The sequence below is a fragment of the Cryobacterium sp. W22_MBD10_FK3 genome (assembly GCF_052113745.1).
In the GTDB taxonomy this organism is placed as follows: domain Bacteria; phylum Actinomycetota; class Actinomycetes; order Actinomycetales; family Microbacteriaceae; genus Cryobacterium.
This window is the reverse complement of sequence record NZ_JBGQOH010000001.1, coordinates 60,165-82,920: the sequence shown is the minus strand read 5'-3', so window position 1 is coordinate 82,920 and position 22,756 is coordinate 60,165. Positions and strand designations below refer to the sequence as shown.

Below are 22,756 nucleotides of genomic sequence, written 5' to 3'. Positions count from 1 at the left end.
CCCTACAGAAAGAGGTCGAGTGTGACTGTCAACGACCAAGACCCGTATTCAATGGACAACTCAGACGCCGATCCGGATGAGACGTCTGAATGGTCGCAATCCCTCGACGCGCTGGTCGCGGCCAACGGCCCCGGCCGTGCCCGCGAGATCATGCTCAGCCTGCTCAAGCGGTCCAAGGAATTGCACCTCAATGTTCCGATGGTGCCAACCACGGACTACATCAACACCATCGCCTCGACCAACGAGCCTGACTTCCCGGGCGATGAAGACATCGAGCGCCGCTATCGCGCGTGGATCCGCTGGAACGCCGCCGTGCTCGTACACCGCGCCCAGCGTCCCGGCATCGCCGTCGGCGGCCACATCTCGACGTACGCCTCGTCTGCCGCTCTCTATGAGACCGGCTTCAACCACTTCTTCCGCGGCCAGGACCACGCGGGCGGCGGCGACCAGATCTTCATCCAGGGCCACGCCTCCCCCGGCACCTACGCCCGCGCCTTCCTCGAGGGCCGGCTCAGCGCCAACCAGCTCGACGGATTCCGCCAGGAGAAGTCCCACGCGCCCGACGGCATCTCGTCCTACCCGCACCCGCGGCTCATGCCCGAGTTCTGGCAGTTCCCCACGGTCTCGATGGGTCTGGGCCCGATCAACGCGATCTACCAGGCCCAGCTGAACCGCTACCTGACCAACCGCGGCATCAAGGACGCCAGTGACCAGCAGGTCTGGGCGTTCCTCGGCGACGGCGAGATGGACGAGGTCGAGAGCCGCGGCCAGCTGCAGGTCGCCGCGAACGAGGGCCTCGACAACCTCAACTTCATCGTGAACTGCAACCTGCAGCGCCTCGACGGCCCTGTGCGCGGCAACGGCAAGATCATCCAGGAGCTGGAGAGCTTCTTCCGCGGCGCCGGCTGGAACGTCATCAAGGTGGTCTGGGGCCGCGAGTGGGACGACCTGCTCTCCCGCGACACCGATGGCGCCCTGCTGAACCTGATGAACGTCACCACCGACGGCGACTACCAGACCTACAAGGCCGAGAGCGGCGCATACGTGCGCGAGAACTTCTTCGGTCGCGACCCCCGTGCGCTCAAGCTCGTCGAGGGGTACACCGACGACCAGGTCTGGAACCTCAAGCGCGGCGGCCACGACTACCGGAAGGTCTACGCGGCGTTCAAGGCCGCGTCGGAGCACAAGGGCCAGCCGACGGTCATCCTGGCGAAGACGGTCAAGGGCTACGGCCTCGGCCCGAGCTTCGAGGGCCGCAATGCGACCCACCAGATGAAGAAGATGACGCTGGACAACCTCAAGACGTTCCGCGACAGCATGCACGTGCCGATCACGGATGCCCAGCTCGAGGCCAACCCGTACCAGCCGCCGTACTACACCCCCGGTGAGAACGACGAGGCGATCCAGTACATGCACGAGCGCCGTCGCGCGCTCGGCGGCTACCTGCCGGAGCGTCGCAGCAAGTACACCCAGATCAAGCTGCCCGACGACTCGACCTACGCGGTCACCAAGAAGGGTTCAGGCACCCAGGAGATCGCCACGACCATGGCGTTCGTCCGGCTGCTCAAGGAACTGCTGCGCTCGAAGGACTTCGGCCACCGCATCGTGCCGATCATCCCCGACGAGGCCCGCACCTTCGGCATCGACGCGTTCTTCCCGAACGCGAAGATCTACAACCCCAACGGCCAGCACTACACCTCGGTGGACCACGCCCAGCTACTCGCCTACAAGGAGAGCCCGCAGGGTCAGATCATCCACGTCGGCATCAACGAGGCCGGCGCCCTCGCCGCCTTCACGAACGTCGGCACCTCGTATGCCACCCAGGGCGAACCGCTCATCCCGGTGTACGTGTTCTACTCGATGTTCGGCTTCCAGCGCACCGGCGACGCCATGTGGGCCGCCGGCGACCAGATGACCCGTGGGTTCATGATCGGCGCCACCGCCGGACGTACCACCCTGACCGGTGAAGGCCTGCAGCACGCCGACGGCCACTCGCCGCTGCTCGCATCCACCAACCCGGCCGTCGTCTCGTACGACCCGGCCTTCGGTTACGAGATCGGCCACATCGTACGCTCCGGCCTCGAGCGGATGTACGGCGGAACCCACACCGACCCGAACGTCATGTACTACATCACGGTCTACAACGAGCCGCAGGTCCAGCCCGTCGAACCGGCCGATGTCGACGTCGACGGCATCATTCGCGGCATCCACCGCGTGTCGGTGTCCGACGTGACCGGCCCGAAGGCGCAGCTGCTGGCCTCCGGCGTCGCCGTGCCGTGGGCACTCGAAGCGCAGGCCCTGCTCGCCGAGGACTGGGGGGTGTCCGCCGACGTCTGGTCGGTGACCTCCTGGGCCGAGCTGCGCCGGGACGGTCTCGCGGCGGAGGAGCACAACTTCCTCTACCCCAACGAGGAACCGCGGACGGCCTACGTGACGGACAAGCTCGCCAACACGGCTGGTCCGTTCGTGGCGGTGTCCGACTTCATGCACGCCGTGCCCGACCAGATCCGCCAGTTCATCCCCGGCGACTTCGCCACCCTGGGTGCGGATGACTTCGGATTCTCCGACACCCGCCCCGCGGCTCGCCGGTTCTTCAAGATCGACGGCCCGTCCATGGTGGTGCGCACGCTGCAGCAGCTGGCCAACAGCGGCGAACTGGACCGCAGTCTCGTGCAGCAGGCCATCGACAAGTACCGGCTGCACGACGTCTCGGCCGGCAACACCGGCTCGGCCGGTGGCGAGAGCTAACTGAGCGTGGCACCGGCGCCGAAGACAAAGGAACAGACCCTCACCTGGTTGCGCACGATTTCAGGTGAGTTGTCTACGGCGACGCTGAAACGACTCGAGGACACGCTGCCCTGGTATGGCGATATGCCACCAGGGCGGCGGTCCGCTGTCGGCCTGGTGGCCCAGGCCGGCATCACCTCCTTCATCTCCTGGTACGACGACCCGCGGTCGACACCGTGGATCGCCGCTGACGTCTTCGGCGCCGCGCCCAGGGAGCTCCTGCGCTCGGTGAGCCTGCAGCAGACCCTGCAGCTCATCAGGGTCACCGTCGAGGTTGTTGAGGAGCGCGTCAAGGACGGCTCGGAAACCCTCCGCGAGGCGATCCTGCTGTACTCCCGCGAAATCGCGTTCGGCGCCGCGGATGTCTACGCGCGCGCCGCCGAGGCCAGGGGCCTGTGGGATGCCAGGCTCGAAGCCCTCGTCGTCGACTCCATCCTCAGCGGCGAGTACGACGACGAATTACCCAGCCGGATCGCCGCTCTCGGCTGGCACGGACACGGCGAGGTCTGTGTGCTCGTTGGCACCACACCGAAGATGCTCGACGTCGACCAACTGCGCCGTGCGGCGAGACACATGACCGCTGACGTCCTCATCGGGGTGCAGGGCAACCGGCTGGTGCTCGTGATCGGTCGCGCACACCCCGCGAATCCTGAGGTCGATGAGGCCGCCGGGTCGCCGGCGTCGCTGAGCTTCATGGAGATCGCCATGCAACTCGAGCCCAGCTTCGGCGCCGGTCACCTGGTGCTCGGCCACGAGGTTCCGAACCTGGTCGACGCGTCCAAGAGCGCCAAGGCCGCGCTGGCCGGATTCGCCGTGGCCCGCTCGTGGCGAAACGCCCCGCGGCCGGTGCAGGCCGACGATCTCCTCCCCGAACGTGCGCTGGCCGGTGACCCGCTGGCCCGCGCCACTCTGATCCACCGGATCTATCGCCCACTCCAGGCGCACTCCACCGAGCTGCTCACCACACTGTGGTGCTACCTGGACAACGGCCGGTCCCTCGAGGCGACCGCGCGTGAACTGTTCGTGCACCCCAACACGGTGCGTTACCGGCTGAAGCGGGTGTCCGACGTCATCGGCTACGACGCGACCGGCGCCAGAGAGGCGCTCATCCTGCAGTCCGCCCTGATCATCGGTTCGATCAGCGATCACGACGGATCGCCTCGGCGTCGCTGAGCTCGCGCCGCGTTGCTTTGCGTTTCTTGACAAACGTTCCGCGGATACTCGGTAGGTTGCCCACACCCCGTGTTCGCCCCCAGTTGGGAGACTAAGGAAATGATTGTTGTCGTCTGTCCCGGTCAGGGCTCACAAACGCCCGGATTCCTCGAACCGTGGCTGCAGAACCCGGCCTACGCCACGCAGCTGCAGACCATGTCGGAGCAGTCATCGACCGACCTTCTCTCGGCCGGAACCATCGCAGACGCTGACACCATCCGGGATACCGCGATCGCCCAGCCGCTGATCGTGGCCGCCGGTCTTCTCGCCCTGACCGCCCTCTTCGCCGACGGCCGTCGTGCCGCCATCGGCGGCATCGCCGGCCATTCGGTCGGTGAGATCACCGCAGCCGCGGGAGCCGGGGTACTCGGCACCGCCGACGCCCTCACCTTCGTCGGGGAACGCGGACGGGCCATGAAGGCCGCAGCCGCGCTCACCCCCACCGGGATGAGCGCCGTTCTCGGCGGCGACGAGACGGACCTGCTGGCCCGGCTGGCCGAACTGGGCCTGGAACCAGCCAACTTCAACGGCGGCGGACAGGTCGTCGTGGCCGGCTCGCTCGACGCCCTCGCCGCGCTTGCCGCCGACCCGCCCGCCAAGGCGCGCGTCATCCCCCTGCAGGTCGCCGGCGCTTTTCACACCCGCCACATGCTCCCGGCCGTCGCGCACCTCGCCGACGTTGCCGACAGCCTGGCACCGCAGGATCCGACCCTTCCGCTGTGGACGAATCACGACGGCAGCCTCGTGCCGGACGGGTCGCGTTTTGTGGACCTGCTCGTCGGCCAGGTCTCGTCGCCGGTACGGTGGGACCTGTGCATGCAGTCGTTTGCCGACGCCGGCGTGACCGGAATCATCGAGGTCGCACCTGCCGGCGCACTCGTCGGACTGGCCAAGCGCGCCCTGCGGGGAATCCCGAGCGTGGCCATCAAGACCCCTGACGACCTGCCCGCTGCGTACGAACTGATCGACCAACAGGCCTGAATCAGCCAGAGCCGCCACCGGAAGAGACGAATGACCCAGCCACAACTCCTGCAGTCGCAGGGAGCCCAGTACACCCGCATCCTCGCCGTCGGCGCTGCCCGCGGTGACCTCGTCGTACCCAACGACGACCTCGTCGGTCCGATCGACTCGTCAGACGAGTGGATCCAGCAGCGCACCGGAATCATCACGCGAACGAGGGCCAGCCAGGACGTCCAGGCGGTCGACCTCGCCACGGCCGCCGCCCTCGAGGCGATCGAACGCTCCGGCATCGCACCCGAGCTGATCGATGCGATCATCATCGCCACGATCAGCAACGGCCGCCAGACCCCGTCGATGGCCGCCGTGGTCGCCGAACGCATCGGAGCGGTCCCTGCGGCCGCGTTCGACCTGAACGCGGCCTGCGCCGGCTACGCCTACGGCGTGGCCCAGGCGGATGCCCTCATCCGCTCGGGTGCCGCGCACTACGCCCTGGTCATCGGCGCCGAGAAGCTCTCCGACATGGTGGACCCCACCGACCGGAGCATCTCCTTCCTCCTCGGCGACGGCGCCGGCGCCGTGGTCATCGGCCCGAGCGACTATCCGGGCATCTCCGCGTCGGTGTGGGGCTCCGACGGTCGCGCTGACGCTGTCGGCATGAACGGCACCCTGCAGGAATACCGCCGCGGCGAGAAGGAATGGCCCACGCTCCGCCAGGAGGGCCAGACCGTGTTCCGTTGGGCCGTGTGGGACATGGCCAAGATCGCCAAGCAGACCCTCAAGGCCGCCGGAATCACCGCCGACCAGCTCGCCGCCTTCATCCCCCACCAGGCCAACATGCGCATCGTCGACGAGTTCGCCAAGCAGCTCAAGCTGCCGGACACCGTCGTCATCGCCCGCGACATCGCCACAACCGGGAACACCTCGGCTGCGTCGATCCCCCTTGCCACCCACCGCCTGCTCGAGGAACACCCCGAGCTCAGCGGCGGTCTTGCCCTCCAGATCGGCTTCGGAGCCGGGCTGGTTTACGGCGCGCAGGTGGTTGTGCTGCCGTAGTTCACCGCTGTTCATCTAAACTGAGTCTCGGTCAAACGAGACACCCCCAAGGAGAAAAAACATGGCATTGTCCACCGAAGAAGTTCTTGCCGGCCTGGCCGAGCTCATCAACGACGAGACGGGCATCGCAACCGACACGGTTGAGCTGGACAAGTCGTTCACCGACGACCTGGACATCGATTCCATCTCGATGATGACCATCGTCGTCAACGCCGAGGAAAAGTTCGACGTCAAGATCCCCGACGAAGAGGTCAAGAACCTCAAGACCGTCGGCGACGCCGTCGAGTTCATCGTCAAGGCCCAGGACTAGGTCCACGCCCGAACGGGCCGGCCTGCGACTGCCGGCCGGCCCGTTCTCCAGGGACGCTCCATCCGGGGTATCCACCTCGCTTCGCGCACGTTCTCACGGAGAGTCGTTGTTATGACCAAAAAAATCGTTGTCACCGGCCTTGGTGCCACCTCGCCGATCGGTGGGACCGCCACAGACACCTGGAACGCCCTCCTCGCCGGCCAGTCCGGCGCATCCACCCTCGACTACGAATGGGTTGAGCGTACCTCGCTCCCCATCACCTTCGCGGCCCAGGCCAGAGTTCGTCCCATCGAGGTCCTCGCCCGTCACGAAACCAAACGTCTCGACCCGTCGAGCCAGTTCGCACTGATCGCCGGCCGGGAAGCCTGGGCCGACGCGGGTATGCCCGAGGTCGAGCCCGAACGACTGGCCGTGGACTGGGCCACCGGCATCGGCGGGGTCTGGACCCTGCTGGACGCCTGGGACACCCTGCGCGAGCGTGGACCCCGACGGGTGCTGCCCATGACGGTGCCCATGCTGATGCCCAACGGACCCGGAGCGGCGATCGGGATGGACCTGCACGCCCGCGCCGGCATCACGACAGTGGTGTCAGCGTGCGCTTCCAGCACCGAATCCCTCGTCAACGCCTACAACCGGCTGCAGGCCGGTCTGGCCGACGTGGTCATCGCCGGCGGCTCAGAGGCTGCCATCCACCCGCTGCCGATTGCGTCCTTCGCCGCCATGCAGGCGCTCTCCAAGCGCAACGACTCCCCCGCCACGGCGTCCCGCCCCTACGACATCACCCGTGACGGCTTCGTTCTCGGCGAGGGAGCGGCCGCGTTGGTCGTTGAAACCGAGGAGCACGCCCTCGCCCGCGGTGCCCACATCTACGCCGAGCTGCTCGGCGGCTCGATCACGAGCGACGCGTACCACATCACCGCTCCGGACCCCGAGGGTTCCGCTGCCGCGCGCGCCATGATCGAGACGATTCGCAACGCCGGTGCCGACCTGTCAGACGTGATGCACATCAATGCGCACGCCACGAGCACCCCCGTGGGCGACATCGCCGAGTACAACGCACTCCGCCGCGTCTTCGGTGACCTGCTCGAGGGCATCCCGGTCTCCGCGACCAAGGCATCCACGGGCCACCTGCTCGGTGGTGCCGGCGCGATCGAGGCCCTGTTCACCGTGAAGGCCCTGGCCGAGCGGATCCTGCCGCCGACCATCAACCTGACCGAGCAGGACCCCGCCATCCCGCTGGACGTCGTCACATCTCCTCGAGCCTTGGGCGCCGGAGACCTCTTGGCCATCAGCAACTCGTTCGGATTCGGCGGCCACAACGCCGTCGTCGCCTTCCGCTCGGTCTGAGCCGCTTCGACTGAGCCGCTTCGTCTGGCCGGTGCGGGCGGGATCCAATGGAACCGCCCGCACCACGCCACAGCCCGGTCGGCTAGCGCCTTTCAGCCGACGTTGTGCAGCCAGACCACACTGGAGAAGTCGCTGGCGTGCCTGTACGGCTCCAGTTCGTCGTCCCAGGCCTGCCCGAGCGCCCGCCGCAGCTCGCGGTGCAGGTGCACCGTATCGGTGCCTGCCGCCTGGATGGCCGCACGCAGCCGGGTCTCGGGCAGCACGATGTTGCCCGCCGTGTCGGTCTGGGCGAAGTGGATGCCCAGGTCCGGCGTGTGCAACCAGCGGCCGCCGTCCCGGCCGGGCCCGGGATCCTCGGTCACCTCGAAGCGGAGCTGCTCCCAGCCCAGCAGCGCGGACGCCATCCGGGCTCCCGAGCCCGGAGCACCTTCCCAGAAGAACTCGGCACGCTGGGCGCCCGACAGGGCAGGCTGCTCGCTCCACTCGAAGTTGACCGCGACGTCGAGGGCGCGGCTGGCGGCCCACTCCACGTGGGGGCACAGGGCACGCGGCGCCGAGTGCACATACAAAACTCCCCGTGCAGCCGGTGACTGACGAGTGCGGGGTGCCGTCATAGTGTTCTCCGTTCCCTGGTTGATGTTCGAGGTGCGTCTTCCCCAACGATCTCGAACGAGCCAAACCCAGGACCCGCGGAACACAATTCGGCGGCTAGGTGAATTATGCCCCACCCCGCCGGCAGTTCACAACAGACCAGGTCAGCTAATGTATATTCGGTATGGCTTTAGAGGTCGGGTGACCGTCGCGGCCAGAGGTCGGAGGCACGGTGTCGGTACGCAGCTCCATCCTCGCGATCCTCACCATGGGCCCTGCTTACGGCTTCCAGTTGCACGGTGAGCTGCAGACCCGCACCGCCGGCCGCCGTGTGATCAACGTGGGTCAGATCTACAGCACCTTGGAACGTCTGGTGCGCAACGGATCGGTTGAGCCCGCCGGCAGCACCGAGGACGGCTTGCCGTTGTACAGGCTCACCGCTGCCGGACGCGCCGAGGCTCTGGCCTGGCTGCAGGACACCGAGAGCGACCCCCCAGCCGCGTGGAACGACATGCTGGACCGGGTGCTCATCGCCTCCTCACTGCCGAACATCGATCTCCCCACGCTGCTGGCCGGATACCGCACCGCCTGGCTGCTGCGGCTCGACCGCGGAGCGAGCCTGGACCGGCCCGCAGGGGAATCCGGCCAGGACCGGCTCGGCGCCGCGGCTGAGACCGCCCAGGCTCACGCTGCTCTCGCCTGGCTCGACACCGTCGCCACCGTCGCGGCGGATCCCGGTCCCCTGGACGGTGGAACACCGCTGCACCGCGACCTGAACCCGCTTCGACCCAAACGTGGCCGTCGGCCGACCCCGGCGTCCTGACTATTTGGCGTCCGCGTAGCTGTCCACCTCAACGCAGGTCAACGGGAAGTCCACCGGGAAGTCACCGAACAGCAGTCGGCCTGCCGTCGATGCCGCCTCGGCGACGATTCGCGCCACCTCGCCGGCCAGCTCCTTCGGCGTGTGCACGATCACCTCGTCGTGCAGGAAGAACACCAGATGGGGAGAGCTGTGGAACGGGCTTGGCGGGGTCCGGCCCTGCGGCCGCGCAGCCGTCAGGGGCGGCAGGGCCGACAGCCCCTTCCGAATCTCGGCCATCCAGCAGAGCGCCCACTCCGCGGCGCTGCCCTGCACGATGAAGTTGCGGGTGAACCGGCCCCAATCCCTCGCCTGGGTCCTGGCGCGGCGTTCGTCGGCCGGCGATGCCCCCGCCTCGGATGCGCGCGCCTGGTCGTCCTCCCAGCTGCCGCCGGGACGGGGAGAGGACCGGCCCAGCCTGGTGCTCACGACGTCGCCGCGCTCCCCCGCCCTGGCCGCGGCTTCGGTGAGCGCCAGCGCCCGCGGGTACGCGCGGGCCAGTCTGGGCAGCAGCCGTCCGCTTTCCCCGGATGTGGCGCCGTACATGGCACCGAGCATGGCGACCTTCGCGTGTGCTCTGGTCTCCACCACGCCGCTGGCGACGATCCCGGCATAGAGGTCGGTTCCGCGTCCTGCGGTCGCCATCGCGGTGTCCGTCGACAGCGCGGCCAGGATCCGGGGCTCCAACTGGGCCGCATCGGCCACCACAAAGCTCCAGCCCGGGTCGGCCACGACGGCCCCGCGGATCTGCCGTGGTAACTGCAGCGCCCCGCCACCCCGGGTGGCCCACCGGCCGGTCACCACGCCGCCCGGGAGGTATTCGGGATGGAAGCGGTCGTTGACGATCCAGCTCTCCATCCAGTACCACCCGTTTGCGGCCAGGAGCCGCGACAGCTTCTTGTATCGCAGGAGCGGCTCGATGACGGGATGCTCCAGCTTTTCCAGTTCCCACGCCCGCGTGGTCGCCACCGCGAGGCCCGCCCGGTTGAGGGCGCGGAGCAGCTCAGGGGGCGAGTCCGGGTTCAGCGCCTGGTCGCCGAGTTCGGCGCGGATGCGCCCCACCAGCTCCTCGAGGCGCGCCGGTCGCACCCCGGCGGCGGCTCGTGGCCCCAGTTCTGCGGTGAGCAGCCTGTCGTGGATTGCACTTCGCCAGGGCAGCCCGGCGTGCTGCATCTCGGCGGCGATGAGCGCGCCGACGGATTCAGCGGCCAGGAGCAGTCGCAACCGGCCGGGATCGGCACAGGACCGCACGGCGTCGAGCTGGGACCTGAACTCGGCCAGCGGATCGTCCGCGTGCGGCTCCGTGCTGTCGGCGGTCTCTGCGGCGCCCAGATCCATCTCGAACAGGGTGGCTCCCGGGGCGTCGGAGGGCACAGGCGCGGCCGGGTCGTCCCAGCGTCCCGCCGGCGCGTTCGCCAGGGTGCTCGCCCCGGTCAGCGCCGAGTTGCGCAGGATCGCATGGCACAGGCGCAGATCGTGGCAACGCTGCACCCTGATGCTGCCCCGGAGCACGGCAGGGTAGGTGCGCGCGGTGTCCTCCCACACCCAGCGCACGACGCCCTGCTCTCGCGCCAGCACGAACGCCTGGAACTCCGCCGCGGTCAGCACCTCGTCCAGGCCGGACGGGGCGCCATCGGCGTCGAGCTCCCTGACCCGGATGCGTTCCGACCGCGACCCGGTCACCAGAATGTACACAGTCTGTGCTCTTTCGTAGGGTGGACGGGACTTGAACCCGTGACCGTGCGGTTATGAGCCGCGTGCTCTAACCAGCTGAGCTACCACCCCGTGCCACACCATAGTATCGGCCGGGAGATGACCGGCCGTGCGGCTTTCGCCGCAGGCCGGTTTCAGTCCCTGGAGGCTGTGCTGTCCAGGACCGACGGATCCGCCTGCACAGGTTCCGGCAGGGCGACGGTCTGCGGGTCGGCGCCGACCTCACCGCGGTACAACCGTTCGAACGTCGTCAGGGTGCGGGTGATGTCGTGCGCCTCGATCAGCTTCAGGGACTCCCGCTTGAGAGCGTCCAGTTCCTCGGCCGACCTTGTGAACACCCGGGTCAGCTTGTCCGCCAGATCCTGGGCGCTGCCCGGCTCGAACAGGTAACCGTTCTCGGAGTCGTGCACGAGGTGCGGCAGCGCCATCGCGTTCGCGGCCACGATCGGAAGTCCGGACGCCATGGCCTCCATGGTCGCGATGCTCTGAAGTTCGGCGATGGACGGCATGGCGAAGACAGTGGCACGCGAATACGCCTCGCGCAGTTCTTCGTCGGTGACGTAGCCGGTGAAGGTGAACTGGCGGGTCAGACCCAAGGATTCGACGAGGTTCTCCAGGTTGCGGCGCTGGTCGCCACCGCCGACGATCTCCACCTGGGCGGCCAGCGCCGGATCGAGCAGGGCCACCGCCTGCACCAGGACATCGATCTGCTTCTCACCGGTGACGCGGCCCACGAAGAGGATCCGGTTCTCGGTGCGCGGGGCGAAACTGGGCGAATAGTTGTCTGCGTCGATACCGCAGGAGATCGCCTGCACTCCCGAGAGGCCGGTGTACTTCTCCAGGAACTCGGCGGCCCTGCGGGTGGGTGTGGTGACCGCTTCGGCACGCTCGAAGGTGTGCTCAGCATCCTTCCAGAGGGCGCGGACCAGCTGGTCCTGGAAGCCCTTGGGAACGAGGGAGAACTGCAGCATGTTCTCTGGCATGAAGTGATTGGTGCCGATGATGCGGATTCCGCGCTTCTGAGCCTCGATCGACACCCCGCGCCCCACCACGATGTGGGACTGGAAGTGCACGACGTCGGGCTGGAAGGAGTCGAGAATGGCCCGGCTCTGCGCGCGCACGATCCACGGCAACGCGAAACGCAGCCAATCGTGCGGACGCCACCGCCAGCTGTGCAGCCGGTGCACGGTCATGGACTGGCCCTCGTGCACCTCCGTCCAGGTGCCGTGCTTGCGGCTGGCGGCCGGGGCCATCACCTGCACCACGTGGCCACGGGCGACCAGCCCGGCGGCGAGCCGTTCGGCGAACCGGGCCGCGCCGTTCACATCGGGCGCGAAGGTGTCGGCCGCAATGAGAACACGGATGGGCCGGGTGGCCGCCGACGTGACTCGGTCGGGCGAGCTGCCCGGTAAATCAGATGAAGCGCACAAGTGGCGTAGTCCCTACGTAGGTGAGCCGGGGATGGTCGTCCGGCTTGAAGTCTGAGATTCGACGGAACTCGCCGTCGAGGGTGTCTAAGCACCCTATTCTAAACCGCCTGCGCCACGGCAGCCCCCAAGACGCGGCGCGTAAGCGAAAACCACAGGTCAGCTCTGAGATTGCGGGTGGTACTTTGCGAGCCTGAACACTCCCCAGATCGCCACGGCGCCCGCGACGGCGAAGAGGGCGGCGGCCCAGGTCGGCGCCTGGGATGCCTCGCCCAGCACGACGACGCCGATCCCGACGGCGATCATCGGATCGATCACGGTCAGGCCCGCGATGACCAGGTCCGGCGGACCCGACGAGTAGGCGTTCTGCACAAAATAGGCGCCTGAGGCCGCGGCCAGGAGCAGACCGGCGACGCAGACGAGGGTGAGCCACTCGACGTTGCCGTTCTGGATGCGGTTGATGATGACCTTGGCGAGGGTGGCCACGAAACCGTAGAGCACGCCGGCGCCGATGATGTAGAAGATCGCCTTGAACCGGGTGCGGAGCATCACGAACGCGACGGCGAACGCGGCCAGCACCACAGCGAGCACGACCAGGATGGTGATCAGGTTCGCATCCGTCACCGGCTTGTCGACAGCGGTGAACGCGGCGACGGTGACGAAGAGCCCGACCCCGCCGACACACATGGCAATGGCGATGACGGATGCCCGGTTGAGCTTCACGTGACTCACCCTGGCGTTCAGAATCGCCGTGATCACGAGAGCGACGGCACCCAGGGGCTGCACCACGATGAGCGGAGCGAAGGCGAGGCTGGTGAGCTGGAAGGCGATGGCCAGGCCGAGCATCACGGTGCCGAACACCCAGGATGGCCGTGAGAGCAGCAGAACCAGCTGTCGGGTGTTGAGACCCCCGGTGATCTCCCGGGTGTGCGCTTCGACCTTTGTCACACCGCGGTGCTGGAATTGCGCGCCCAACGAGAGGAACACCGCGCCGATCAGCGCGAGCGGGATTCCGATGGCCTGACGTGGATCGATGGCGATCTCACCAGCCAGGTCTGTCAGGTCTGGAGTCACTCAACGAGACTATCGAGATCCATGCCGATATCCTTGCTGAATGGCCGTACGACCGATAGTAATTTCAGGCGATCCAGTCCTGCACTCCCCCGCCGCACCCGTCGTCGATTTCGACGACGAGCTGCGCACACTGGTGCAGGACATGTTCGAGACGATGGACGCCGCACCCGGTGTGGGTCTTGCCGGACCCCAGGTAGGTGTGGGGCTGCGGCTCTTCACGTTCAGTTACCTCGACGATGACGAGATCGAGACCAGGGGTGTCGCGATCAATCCCGAGCTCTGGATCACACCGGTTCCCGCCGGCGAGGCCGATGAAGACGAGGACGTCGAGGGGTGCCTGTCGTTCCCCGGCGAGCGATTCCCGCTCCTTCGCGCCGGCTCGGCTGTGCTGCGGGCCGTCGACCTCGATCAGAACCCGTTTGAGATCCACGCCGACGGTTGGTTGGCCCGGATCTTCCAGCACGAGTTCGATCATCTGGACGGCACCCTGTACGTGGACAGGCTCGAGCACTTCTACGCGAAGATCGCAGCCAAGGTGAGCCGCAAGCGCGGCTGGGGCGTGCCCGGCGTGAGCTGGCTACCCGGCGTCGACGACCTGGAGAGCTGAACCGCTCAGCGGGACAGGTCGACGCCGTGCACGCCGTTGTGGAAGCGCAGCGACGGGAACACGGCGGAGACCGAGAAACCCACGCCAGGCACGGTTCCGGCGTTGAAGATCCCGCCGAACAGCTGTGCGCGTTCGCGCATCTGGGTGATCCCGGCGCCCGAGATGCTCTCGCTCAGTGCACGCAGGTCGTCGTCGATCGTGTAGGCGGTCTTAGCGGCGAAATCGGTGGCTGAGGCGCTCTCCCGCCGGGCTGCGGCCCTGATCCCGTCGTCGTCGACGAGCAGCTGTAATCCGTCTTGCGTCCAGGTGAACGACACTCGCGCTTCGGTGCCGGCACCGCCGTGTTTGAGCGCATTCGCGAGCGCACTCTGCAGGATGCGGTAGATGGCCAGCTCTGCGCCGGGCTTGAGCGGGAACCTCTCCCCGGACTCGGCGAAATCGACGGCCAGGCCGGCGTCTCGCATGACCCCGAACAGGTTGCGGGCCGATTGGAGCCCAGGGGCCAGGGTGGCGATCGACTCGCCCTCCCTGGCGATGGTCAGCACGCGGCGGAGGTCGGCGAGGGTCACCCGGCCGTCCTCGACCAGGCCCGTCGCCGCGCGCACCGCCGTGGACGGGTCGCTTTCGGCGGAGTAGCGTGCCCCTTCGGCCCGGGTGATCAGGCGTGCCAGGGACAACACGGCGATGTCCTGCAACTCCCGGATGATCGCCAGACGACCGTGCTGCTCGGCGAGCGAGAGTTCGAGGTCGATACGCACGCGTTCGGCCGCCGACCTGTCGAAACGACTACGGCGTTCCCGTGCCCTGGCCAGGAGCCACAGGATAAGGAGGGCCGCGGAAAGAACAGCCAATACGGCGCTGAGAGTCTGCCAGGAGAACACGTCGCCACCTTTCGCACCGTTTTCGGATCAGACTAGCGGCCCGGAGCCGGGAACACCGGCGTCGGGCACAAAAAAGGCCACCGGGGGTGGAGCCCCTAGTGGCCTTTTCGCTCCCCGACTTGGACTCGAACCAAGAACCTGCGCATTAACAGTGCGCTGCTCTGCCAATTGAGCTATCGAGGAATGCTTGCTCGGCGAAGTTTCTTTCGCTTGAACAGCGTTGCTACTTTACCAAAAGTTCGCCGTGCGCCAAATCCGATGGGTCGCTCAGTACCCGGAGTCGGGGTCCACAACCCCGACAAAGGGCCCATTTCCCAGCAAAGCCGCCACATTGAGCCGAATTCTCTCGGCGAGAAGCGGCGCGGTCATCTCGGGCGTGTCGGCCATATGCGGTGTGATGAGGCACCGGGGCTCGCCCCACAGCGGATGCCCGTCGGGAAGCGGCTCCGGGTCGGTGACGTCGAGAGCCGCCCCAGCGAGTGCCCCGCCGGCCAGAGCGGCCAGCAGCGCGCCGGTGTCGACGAGCGGGCCGCGCGCGATGTTGACCAGATGCGCCGTCGGCTTCATCAGGGCGAATTCGGCATCCCCGAGCAGATGCCGGGTGTCGCCGGTCAGCGCGGCGGCGACCACTACAACGTCGGCGTGCGGCAGTTCGGCGTGCAGCCGGCCCACCGGCACCGTGCGGGCCGCGCCGGGCACGGGCTGGGTGCTCCGGCGCACGACCACGATGTTCGGACCGAACGGTGCCAACAATCGGATCAGTTCCCTGGCGATACCGCCGGCTCCGATGATCAACACGGACCGGCCGTAGAGGGACGTCCCTGAGGGCACCGCGTTCCAGGATCGCGCCCGCGCCCGCTCGGGAAGCACTCGGAGCGACGCCAGGGTCAACGCCAGGGCGTGTTCGGCCACGGGCTGGGCGTAGGCGCCCTTGGCGCTGGTCACGAGCAGGTCGTCCCTCCGGTGGCGGGAGAGCACGTCGGCGAAGGCGTCGACGCCCGCCCAGGGCAGCTGCACCCAGCCGATCTGCGGGTTCAGGGCCAGGACCTCGCCGAGTTCCGCCGCCCTGGCGTACGACAACCAGATGAGACCCCTGGTAGCCGGTGACAGCGGGGCGACGACTCCCCCGGCCGCCACGATGGCATCGACGAACTGGTCGCCCCCCGCGGGCAGCACGGCCACGGGCCCCGACACGGGGCGCCAGGCGTCTCTGGGCCTCTCCTGCTCGTCGGAAAGCACGGCGCGGTGCTGCCCGGTCACGAGTCCGAGGTCCGGTCGGTGTCGGCGCCGGCGCCGGCTGCAGGCTCCTGGTCGGCGGCATCCTCCGCACCGGAGCCGAGGGTCAGGGCCGTGGCAAGCTCGGCGACGTAGGGGTGCCACGGGTTGTCGAAGACCTCGTCGATGGTGCCGAGACCGACCAGCACTCCCTGATGCATCACCCCGATCCGGTTCGCGACCCGCCGCAGAACGCCGAGGTCGTTGCTGATCAGCACGGCGGAGAAGGCGCGTTCCCGCTGCAGTTCGCCGATCAGGTCGATGACATCGTCTCGTACCAGGGCGTCCACTCCGGCCGTGGGCTCGTCGGCGATGAGCAGGGACGGTCCGAAGACCAGTGCCTTCGCCAGCGCGACGCGCTGACGTTGCCCACTGCTGAGCTCGTAGGGGTACTTGCCCAACACCGAGAGCGGCAGGCGGACGGCGTCGATCATCGTCGCGACGAGAGTCTCCAACGCCGCCTTGTCGTAGCGCCGGTCACGTTCGAGGACGGGTTCGGCCACGATGTCAGCGACCGTGAGGCTGGCAGGCAACGTGCTCGCGGCATCCTGGGCGAGCATGCCGACCCTGAAGGTGAGTTTGGCGAGCTTGCGCCGGCCGATGCGCCGAAGGGGGTAGCCGAGCACTGTGGCCTGCCCACCCGTGATCTGGGCGCGCACCTCACCGTGGCCCGACCCCGAGTCCGCGCCGGACAAGACGCGTGCGATCGTGCTCTTGCCCGAACCGCTCTCGCCCAGCAGTCCGAGCACCTCTCCCCGGCCGAGAGTCAGCGTCAATCCGCGCACAGCCACGAAGGCGGAGCTGGCACCGTGCGCCGCGTACTCGACGGTCAGGTCACTGGCCAGGATCGGATACGGATCTGCTTCGACGCGTTTCATACGTTCTATCCTGCCGCACGCAGCCTCCGGAGTTCCTCCCGTCGGAGTGCTTGCGCCGTCGGATCGGGCACGGGCAGGGACGCGAGCAGGCGTTGGGTGTACGGGTCCCGAGGGGATCCCAGCACCTCGGCTCCGGTACCGTCTTCGACCAACCGGCCGTGGTACAGCACCGCGATCCGGTCGGCGAGAATGTCGACGACGGCGAGGTCGTGGCTGATGAAGAGGGCCGCGAAGCCGAATTCCCGCTGCAGCTCGGCGAAGAGTTCCAGCACCCTGGCCTGCACCGACACGTCCAGGGCGGAGGTCGGCTCGTCCGCGATCAGCAGCGCCGGTTCCAGCGCCAGCGCCCTCGCCAGGCTGGCCCGCTGACGCTGGCCACCGCTGAGTTCGTGGGGGAAGCGGTCGCCGAAGGCCTTCGGCAGCTGCACCGCCTCGAGGAGTTCGTCGACTCGCGCCCGAGCCGCCCGGGGGTTGGCCGCCCGACCGTGCACCACGAGAGGTTCCGCGACACAGTCCGCGATGGTGAGCAACGGATTGAAGCTGGAAGCCGGGTCCTGGAACACGAAGCCGATGTCGCTGCGCAGGTGCTTGAACCGGCGTTCCTTGAATCCGTTCATCTCGTGCCCGAGCACGCTCAGCGAGCCGTCGGTGACCCGGGTGAGGCCGGCGATGGCCCGGCCGATGGTGGTCTTGCCCGAGCCGCTCTCCCCCACCAGACCGAGTACTTCGCCGGGGCGGATCGAGAAACTCACGCCGTCCACGGCCACGAAACCCGGTCGGCCGAGCCTGCCTGGGTACTGGATTCGCAGGTTGTCCGCCACGACGACGGGTGCCTGGGCAGCCCATTCCGGCGTGCGCGCATCCGCCCTGGCTGCCGCCCGCACGACGCCCTGGCCGACGTACGGCACCGCGGCGAGCAGTCTCTGGGTGTACGGGTCCTGCGGCGAGCTGAAGAGCGTCACGGCATCCGCCTCTTCGACGACCTTGCCCTGGTACATCACGGCGACCCGGTCTGCGAGGTCGGCCACGACACCCATGTTGTGTGTGATCAGCACGATCGCGGTGCCGAACTCGTCGCGGCAGCGGCGCAGGAGGTCGAGGATCTCTGCCTGAACGGTGACGTCGAGTGCCGTTGTGGGCTCGTCGGCGACGATCAGTCCGGGTTCGAGGACCAGGGCCATGGCGATCACCACGCGTTGTTTCTGCCCGCCGGAGAACTGGTGCGGGTAGTAGTTGACCCGCACCTCGGGATCGGGGATGCCGACCCTGCCGAGGATCTCGATCGCCTTCTTCTTGGCATCGGCGCGGCTGACCTTGCCGTGTGCCCTGATGCCTTCCATGATCTGCCACCCGACCGTGTAGACGGGGTTCAGAGCCGTGGACGGCTCCTGGAAGACCATCGACACATCGGTGCCGCGCACCTGCCGCAGCCGCTGCCGACTGAGCGCGATGACATTGTTCTCACTCGCGCCGTCCCGGCTGGTCAGGATCACGGCGCCCTCGGACACGGCGGTTTCGGGCAGCAGCCCGAGGATGGTCTTGGCCGTGACGGTCTTGCCGCTGCCGCTCTCGCCGACGATCGCGAGGACCTCGCCCCGCCGGACGGACAGGCTCACCCCGTCCACGGCGCGCACGGCGCCGGCGTCGGTGGAGAAGGACACGCCGAGGTCGTCGATCCGGAGCACGGTCGGTGCGGATGTGTCGGTGCGGATGATGCTCATGAGGAGGCCTCGCCGTCATTCGGGTGGATGGGGCCGCTCTCGAGCCCGTCGAGACCGCCGGGGCCGGCGATCAGGGTGCCGCCGGGAACGACGGAGGTCTCGGCGACCAGACCCGAGGCGGCGCCGACAGCGCGGCGGCCGCGCAGCCGCGGGTCGGCCAGGTCGTTGAGGCTCTCCCCGACCAGGGTGATGCCCATCACCACCAGCACGATCGCGAGGCCCGGGAACAGCGAGGTCCACCAGATCCCGCTGGTCACGTCGGAGATCGCCTTGTTGAGGTCGTAGCCCCATTCGGAGGCGGCGGTCGGTTCGATGCCGAAGCCGAGGAAACCCAGACCGGCGAGGGTGAGGATGGCCTCAGAGGAGTTGAGGGTGAAGATCAGCGGAAGGGTGCGGGTGGCGTTGCGCAGGACGTGCCTGACCATGATCCGGGTGTTGCCGGAACCCAGCACGCGAGCGGACTCGACGTAGGCCTCCGACTTGATCCGCACGGTCTCTGCTCTGATCACCCTGAAGTACTGCGGAATGAACACGACGGTGATGGAGATGGCCGCAGCCATCACGCCGCCGACGAGGTTGGACTTGCCGCCGGAGATGACGATGGACATCACGATCGCCAGCAGCAGCGACGGGAACGCGTAGACGGCGTCGCAGACGACCACGAGCACCCTGTCGAGCCAGCCGCCGAAGTAGCCGGAGACCAGGCCCAGGAACACGCCGGCGAAGATCGACAGCAGCACAGCGACAACGATCACGAACAGGGCCGTCTGGGCGCCCCAGAGCACCCTGGAGAGCACGTCGTAGCCGCCGACAGTGGTTCCGAGCAGGTGCGATCCGCCCGGTGGCAGCTGGGCTCCGAACACGCCGTCGGCGTCTCGCAACTGGCTGTAGCCGTACGGGGCGACCAGCGGCGCGAAGATGGCGGTGAGCACGAAGAGCGCCGTGATGACCAGTCCGGCCACGAGCATCCCCCGCTGCAGGCCGACGCTCTGGCGAAGCTGATGGACGATGGGCAGGCGGGCGAGACGGCTGGGCTTGTGGGCCGGAGCCTCGGCGGAGACGTCAGGCTCGACGGAATCCATGCGTGTCATGGCTAGTACCGCACTCTCGGGTCGATCAGCGCGGCGATGATATCCACGATGAAGTTGGACAGGGCGACGATGACGGCGAGCAGGGCGACGATGCCCTGCACGGCGACGAAGTCGCGGGCCTTGAGGAATTCAGAGAGCATGAATCCCAGGCCCTTCCATTCGAAGGTGGTCTCGGTCAGCACAGCGCCGCCGAGGAGCAGGGCGATCTGCAGTCCGATCACGGTGATGATGGGAATCAGCGCCGGCCTGTACGCGTGCTTGCGCACGAGCCTGAACTCGCTGACGCCTCGCGAGCGGGCCGCGTCCACGTAGTCGGTTCCCAGGGTGCCGATCACGTTGGTGCGCACCAGGCGCAGGAACACCCCGGCGGTCAGCAGTCCCAACGCGACGGCGGGCAGCACGGCGTGGGCCAGTACATCGGTCAGGACGGCCGGATTTCCGGTCTGGATGGCGTCGATCGTGTAGAACCCGGTCTTGGTCGGCAGGAGCTGCATTTGCAGCTCCGAACTCGTCGACGCCCGGCCGGCGACCGGCAGCACCTTGAGCCAGACAGCGAAGATGAGCTTGAACAGGAGCCCGGAGAAGAACACCGGGGTGGCGTAGCAGAGGATCGCGAAGATTCGCAGGGAGGCGTCCGGTGACTTGTCGCGCCAGTACGCGGCGACCATGCCAAGCGGGATTCCGACGATGAACGCCACCAGGAGGGCGTAGAAGGCCAGCTCCGCGGTTGCGGCCCCGTAGGTGATGAGCACCTCGGAGACCGGCCGGTTGGTGCTGATCGTGGTGCCGAAGTTGCCCGTGAAGATCTGACCGAGGTACTCCACGTACTGCACCAAGATGGGCCGGTCGTAACCGGCGGCGGCAACCCGCTCGGCGAGCTGGTCGGCGCTCAGCCGGCCACCGAGGGCCGCGGTGATCGGGTCCCCCGTGGTGCGCATCAGCCAGAACACCATGGAGACCAGGATGAAGATGGTCGGGAAGATCAGCAGGAAGCGGATGACGATGTAGCGGCCGATACCGCCGCCGGCGCCCTTCTTCTTCGGTGCCGTCGTACTGGGTTGCCGTCCGGCAGCCGGGGCCGCGGATGGTGTCACTACAGTCGTCATTCCTACCTCACTCGTGCAAACGAATGACGGGGCGTCCAGCGAGTTGTCGCCTGAACGCCCCGTCGTCTAGCTACGTGAAACCGTGCTCTTAGCCCTTGGCGAGGGCTGCGTAACGGAACTTGAACGACGCGTCGAGCGTGTCGCTTGCTCCCGTGACGGTGGTCCCGACCACGGCGACCTGTGCGCCCTGGAGGAGCGGCACGGTCGACAGCTGGGCCGCGACCTTGTCCTGGATTTCTCCGAGCAGCGCGGTGCGGGCGTCGGGGTCGACGGTGACGGCCTGCTGAAGGATCAGGTCGTTGACCTCCTGGTCGACGTAGTGGTTCTTCAGGAAGTTATCCGTGAGGAAGAACGGCGTCAGGTAGTTATCGGCGTCGGAGTAGTCCGGGAACCAGCCGAGCTGGTAGGCGGGGTAGACGTCGCTGGACCGGTCCTTGGAGTACTGCACCCACTCGGTTGTCTGCAGGTTCACCGTGAACAGGCCGCTGGACTCCAGCTGGTCCTTGACGAGCGCGTACTCGTCACCTGAGGAGGGACCGTAGTGGTCGTTGCTGTACTGCAGGTTCAGCTCGACGGGTTCGGTGATACCGGCTGCGGTGAGCGTCGCGGCGGCCTTCTCGGCATCCGGACCACCGTTGCCGTCGCCGTAGAGACCCTTCAGGGACTCGGTGGCACCGGTCAGGCCGGCGGGCACGTAGGAGTACAGCGGGGTGTATGTGCCCTTGTAGACCTGGTCGGCGATCTCTTCGCGGTCGACGAGGTCGGCCACGGCCTGGCGTACGGCCAGGGACTTGGCCGGGTCGGCATCCGCTGTGGTCGCACCGAACGGCTGGGTGTCGAAGTTGAACGTGATGTAGCGGATCTCGCCGCCGGGCCCGTCGACGACCTCGACCTTGTCGTTGCCTCTGAGGTCCTCGATATCCGTCGCGGACAGGCTGCGGAACGCGACGTCGATGCCGCCCTCCTGCACCTCGAGCTTGAGGTTGGACGAGTCGGCAAAGTACTTCACGTTGACGACATCGGTCTTCGCGGCGCCCAGGAGGCCCGCGTAGTCCGGGTTGGCCTTGTAGCCGATCAGGTTGTTGAAGTCGTAGCTGGTGATCGTGTACTGGCCGGCGAAGGCGTTGGCGTCGACGATGTCGTCGTCCGCGGTGAGCTCGGTGGCCGAGAAGGATTCTTCGTCGACGATCGGGCCGGCCGGGCTGGACAGGATCTGCGGGAAGATCTGGTCATCGGGCGCGATCAGGTTGAAGACAACGGTGGTGTCGTCGGGAGCCTCGACGCTCTCCAGGTTGTAGAGCAGCGAGGAAGGACCATTGTCCGCGGCGATTTCCACCTGGCGGTCGAAGGAGAACTTGACGTCGGAGGAGGTCAACTCGTTGCCGTTGGCCCAGACCAGGTCGGGCTTGAGGGTGACTGTGTACTGCGTAGGCGCGGTGAACTCCGCAGAAACCGCGATGTCAGGTTCCACGTCAGGGCTGCCGTACGGGGTGTTCATCAGGAACGGGAAGACCTGGTTCTGCACCGCAAACGACCCGTTGTCGTACGAGCCGGCGGGGTCGAGCGTGGTGACCTTGTCGGTGGTGCCGATGGTGAGCGGGGCGCCGCCGGTGTCCTCGGCCGGGGTGCCTGTGCAGCCGGCGAGCACGAGTGCCGCGGCGGCGAGACCGGCGGTGACGCCGATGGCGCGGCCGCGCCTGGTGGGTTCAAAAGCCATTGTCGAGTGCCTCTTCCTCAAGGTGTGGGTGACTTGGTGAATCCGCATATCTGCAGTCAGGCGCAAATATGCGTTGCTGTAAACCAAGAATTAGCACACTATGCGCGGCAGGCGGCTATTCTGCGATGCATCTTAATAGACCCGCAA

19 protein-coding genes and 2 tRNA genes are annotated in these 22,756 nt (G+C 67.5%); 8 read left to right on the top strand and 13 right to left on the bottom strand.

Annotation, left to right across the window (positions count from 1 at the left end):
• Positions 1 to 21 precede the first annotated feature (21 nt).
• The 6 genes from aceE (at position 22) to ACEN2M_RS00345 (ending at position 7,669) form a co-directional block, all read left to right on the top strand.
• Positions 22 to 2,748, top strand: coding sequence for a pyruvate dehydrogenase (acetyl-transferring), homodimeric type (gene aceE / locus ACEN2M_RS00370; protein ID WP_441646164.1), 2,727 nt, complete (start codon positions 22 to 24; stop codon positions 2,746 to 2,748).
• Positions 2,749 to 2,754: 6 nt separating this feature from the next.
• A complete protein-coding gene (locus tag ACEN2M_RS00365; RefSeq protein WP_441646163.1) occupies positions 2,755 to 3,960 on the top strand; it encodes a PucR family transcriptional regulator in 1,206 nt (401 codons plus the stop codon).
• A 99-nt stretch (positions 3,961 to 4,059) separates the two neighbouring features.
• Positions 4,060 to 4,980: an ACP S-malonyltransferase gene (locus ACEN2M_RS00360; protein ID WP_441646162.1), complete on the top strand. Its 921-nt coding sequence runs from the start codon at positions 4,060 to 4,062 to the stop codon at positions 4,978 to 4,980.
• A gap of 30 nt (positions 4,981 to 5,010) precedes the next feature.
• The gene (locus ACEN2M_RS00355; protein ID WP_441646161.1) at positions 5,011 to 6,012 is read left to right on the top strand and encodes a beta-ketoacyl-ACP synthase III; all 1,002 of its coding nucleotides are present in this window, start codon (positions 5,011 to 5,013) and stop codon (positions 6,010 to 6,012) included.
• Between the two features lie 61 nt (positions 6,013 to 6,073).
• Positions 6,074 to 6,322, top strand: a complete 249-nt coding sequence (locus tag ACEN2M_RS00350) for an acyl carrier protein (protein WP_022883990.1) — start codon at positions 6,074 to 6,076, stop codon at positions 6,320 to 6,322.
• Positions 6,323 to 6,433: 111 nt separating this feature from the next.
• Positions 6,434 to 7,669 carry a beta-ketoacyl-[acyl-carrier-protein] synthase family protein gene (locus ACEN2M_RS00345; protein ID WP_441646160.1) on the top strand — a complete coding sequence of 412 codons (1,236 nt, stop codon included), beginning with the start codon at positions 6,434 to 6,436 and terminating at the stop codon, positions 7,667 to 7,669.
• Between the two features lie 92 nt (positions 7,670 to 7,761).
• On the opposite strand, the gene ACEN2M_RS00340 is transcribed toward ACEN2M_RS00345, so the two are convergent.
• A complete protein-coding gene (locus ACEN2M_RS00340) occupies positions 7,762 to 8,283 on the bottom strand; it encodes a DUF3145 domain-containing protein (RefSeq protein WP_441646159.1) in 522 nt (173 codons plus the stop codon).
• A 209-nt stretch (positions 8,284 to 8,492) separates the two neighbouring features.
• Here ACEN2M_RS00340 and ACEN2M_RS00335 point away from each other — a divergent pair, with 209 nt between their 5' ends.
• Entirely contained in the window at positions 8,493 to 9,083 is a 591-nt protein-coding gene (locus tag ACEN2M_RS00335; protein WP_441646158.1) for a PadR family transcriptional regulator, read from the top strand.
• Here the strand turns inward: ACEN2M_RS00335 and ACEN2M_RS00330 are convergent, their stop codons facing one another.
• From ACEN2M_RS00330 to ACEN2M_RS00315, 4 genes are all read right to left on the bottom strand, one after another.
• Positions 9,084 to 10,814: a bifunctional 3'-5' exonuclease/DNA polymerase gene (locus tag ACEN2M_RS00330; protein ID WP_441646157.1), complete on the bottom strand. Its 1,731-nt coding sequence runs from the start codon at positions 10,812 to 10,814 to the stop codon at positions 9,084 to 9,086.
• A 16-nt stretch (positions 10,815 to 10,830) separates the two neighbouring features.
• Positions 10,831 to 10,904, bottom strand: a tRNA-Ile gene (locus ACEN2M_RS00325).
• Positions 10,905 to 10,966: 62 nt separating this feature from the next.
• Positions 10,967 to 12,262 (bottom strand): glycosyltransferase, encoded by a 1,296-nt coding sequence (locus tag ACEN2M_RS00320; protein ID WP_441646156.1) that lies wholly within the window; start codon positions 12,260 to 12,262, stop codon positions 10,967 to 10,969.
• A 156-nt stretch (positions 12,263 to 12,418) separates the two neighbouring features.
• Positions 12,419 to 13,333 carry a DMT family transporter gene (locus ACEN2M_RS00315; RefSeq protein WP_441646155.1) on the bottom strand — a complete coding sequence of 305 codons (915 nt, stop codon included), beginning with the start codon at positions 13,331 to 13,333 and terminating at the stop codon, positions 12,419 to 12,421.
• Between the two features lie 40 nt (positions 13,334 to 13,373).
• On the opposite strand from ACEN2M_RS00315, the gene def reads away from it, so the two are divergent.
• Positions 13,374 to 13,940 (top strand): peptide deformylase, encoded by a 567-nt coding sequence (gene def, locus ACEN2M_RS00310; protein ID WP_441646154.1) that lies wholly within the window; start codon positions 13,374 to 13,376, stop codon positions 13,938 to 13,940.
• A gap of 5 nt (positions 13,941 to 13,945) precedes the next feature.
• Here the strand turns inward: def and ACEN2M_RS00305 are convergent, their stop codons facing one another.
• The 8 genes from ACEN2M_RS00305 to ACEN2M_RS00270 all read right to left on the bottom strand — a co-directional run bounded on the left by ACEN2M_RS00305 (position 13,946) and on the right by ACEN2M_RS00270 (position 22,609).
• Positions 13,946 to 14,821 (bottom strand): sensor histidine kinase, encoded by an 876-nt coding sequence (locus ACEN2M_RS00305; RefSeq protein ID WP_441646153.1) that lies wholly within the window; start codon positions 14,819 to 14,821, stop codon positions 13,946 to 13,948.
• A 110-nt stretch (positions 14,822 to 14,931) separates the two neighbouring features.
• Positions 14,932 to 15,004: transfer RNA gene (locus ACEN2M_RS00300), tRNA-Asn, on the bottom strand.
• A gap of 84 nt (positions 15,005 to 15,088) precedes the next feature.
• Entirely contained in the window at positions 15,089 to 16,081 is a 993-nt protein-coding gene (locus ACEN2M_RS00295) for an NAD(P)-dependent oxidoreductase (protein WP_441646152.1), read from the bottom strand.
• The gene (locus ACEN2M_RS00290; RefSeq protein WP_441646151.1) at positions 16,078 to 16,974 is read right to left on the bottom strand and encodes an ATP-binding cassette domain-containing protein; all 897 of its coding nucleotides are present in this window, start codon (positions 16,972 to 16,974) and stop codon (positions 16,078 to 16,080) included. Before ACEN2M_RS00290 ends, ACEN2M_RS00295 begins: the two co-directional genes overlap by 4 nt.
• A gap of 5 nt (positions 16,975 to 16,979) precedes the next feature.
• Positions 16,980 to 18,695, bottom strand: coding sequence for a dipeptide ABC transporter ATP-binding protein (locus ACEN2M_RS00285; RefSeq protein WP_441646150.1), 1,716 nt, complete (start codon positions 18,693 to 18,695; stop codon positions 16,980 to 16,982).
• A complete protein-coding gene (locus ACEN2M_RS00280; RefSeq protein WP_441646149.1) occupies positions 18,692 to 19,777 on the bottom strand; it encodes an ABC transporter permease in 1,086 nt (361 codons plus the stop codon). Before ACEN2M_RS00280 ends, ACEN2M_RS00285 begins: the two co-directional genes overlap by 4 nt.
• 11 nt (positions 19,778 to 19,788) lie before the next feature.
• A complete protein-coding gene (locus tag ACEN2M_RS00275; RefSeq protein ID WP_441646148.1) occupies positions 19,789 to 20,892 on the bottom strand; it encodes an ABC transporter permease in 1,104 nt (367 codons plus the stop codon).
• Between the two features lie 88 nt (positions 20,893 to 20,980).
• Positions 20,981 to 22,609: an ABC transporter substrate-binding protein gene (locus tag ACEN2M_RS00270; protein ID WP_441646147.1), complete on the bottom strand. Its 1,629-nt coding sequence runs from the start codon at positions 22,607 to 22,609 to the stop codon at positions 20,981 to 20,983.
• Positions 22,610 to 22,756: the final 147 nt, after the last annotated feature.

What these genes read in the sequence shown, in the direction of transcription:
- ACEN2M_RS00360 (WP_441646162.1), top strand. Translation starts at nt 4,060, where the DNA reads ATGATTGTTGTCGTCTGTCCCGGTCAGGGCTCACAAACGCCCGGATTC.
- ACEN2M_RS00355 (WP_441646161.1), top strand. Translation starts at nt 5,011, where the DNA reads ATGACCCAGCCACAACTCCTGCAGTCGCAGGGAGCCCAGTACACCCGC.
- ACEN2M_RS00350 (WP_022883990.1), top strand. Translation starts at nt 6,074, where the DNA reads ATGGCATTGTCCACCGAAGAAGTTCTTGCCGGCCTGGCCGAGCTCATC.
- ACEN2M_RS00345 (WP_441646160.1), top strand. Translation starts at nt 6,434, where the DNA reads ATGACCAAAAAAATCGTTGTCACCGGCCTTGGTGCCACCTCGCCGATC.
- ACEN2M_RS00340 (WP_441646159.1), bottom strand. Translation starts at nt 8,283, where the DNA reads ATGACGGCACCCCGCACTCGTCAGTCACCGGCTGCACGGGGAGTTTTG.
- def (WP_441646154.1), top strand. Translation starts at nt 13,374, where the DNA reads ATGGCCGTACGACCGATAGTAATTTCAGGCGATCCAGTCCTGCACTCC.
- ACEN2M_RS00290 (WP_441646151.1), bottom strand. Translation starts at nt 16,974, where the DNA reads ATGAAACGCGTCGAAGCAGATCCGTATCCGATCCTGGCCAGTGACCTG.
- ACEN2M_RS00285 (WP_441646150.1), bottom strand. Translation starts at nt 18,695, where the DNA reads ATGAGCATCATCCGCACCGACACATCCGCACCGACCGTGCTCCGGATC.
- ACEN2M_RS00280 (WP_441646149.1), bottom strand. Translation starts at nt 19,777, where the DNA reads ATGGATTCCGTCGAGCCTGACGTCTCCGCCGAGGCTCCGGCCCACAAG.
- ACEN2M_RS00275 (WP_441646148.1), bottom strand. Translation starts at nt 20,892, where the DNA reads ATGACGACTGTAGTGACACCATCCGCGGCCCCGGCTGCCGGACGGCAA.
- ACEN2M_RS00270 (WP_441646147.1), bottom strand. Translation starts at nt 22,609, where the DNA reads ATGGCTTTTGAACCCACCAGGCGCGGCCGCGCCATCGGCGTCACCGCC.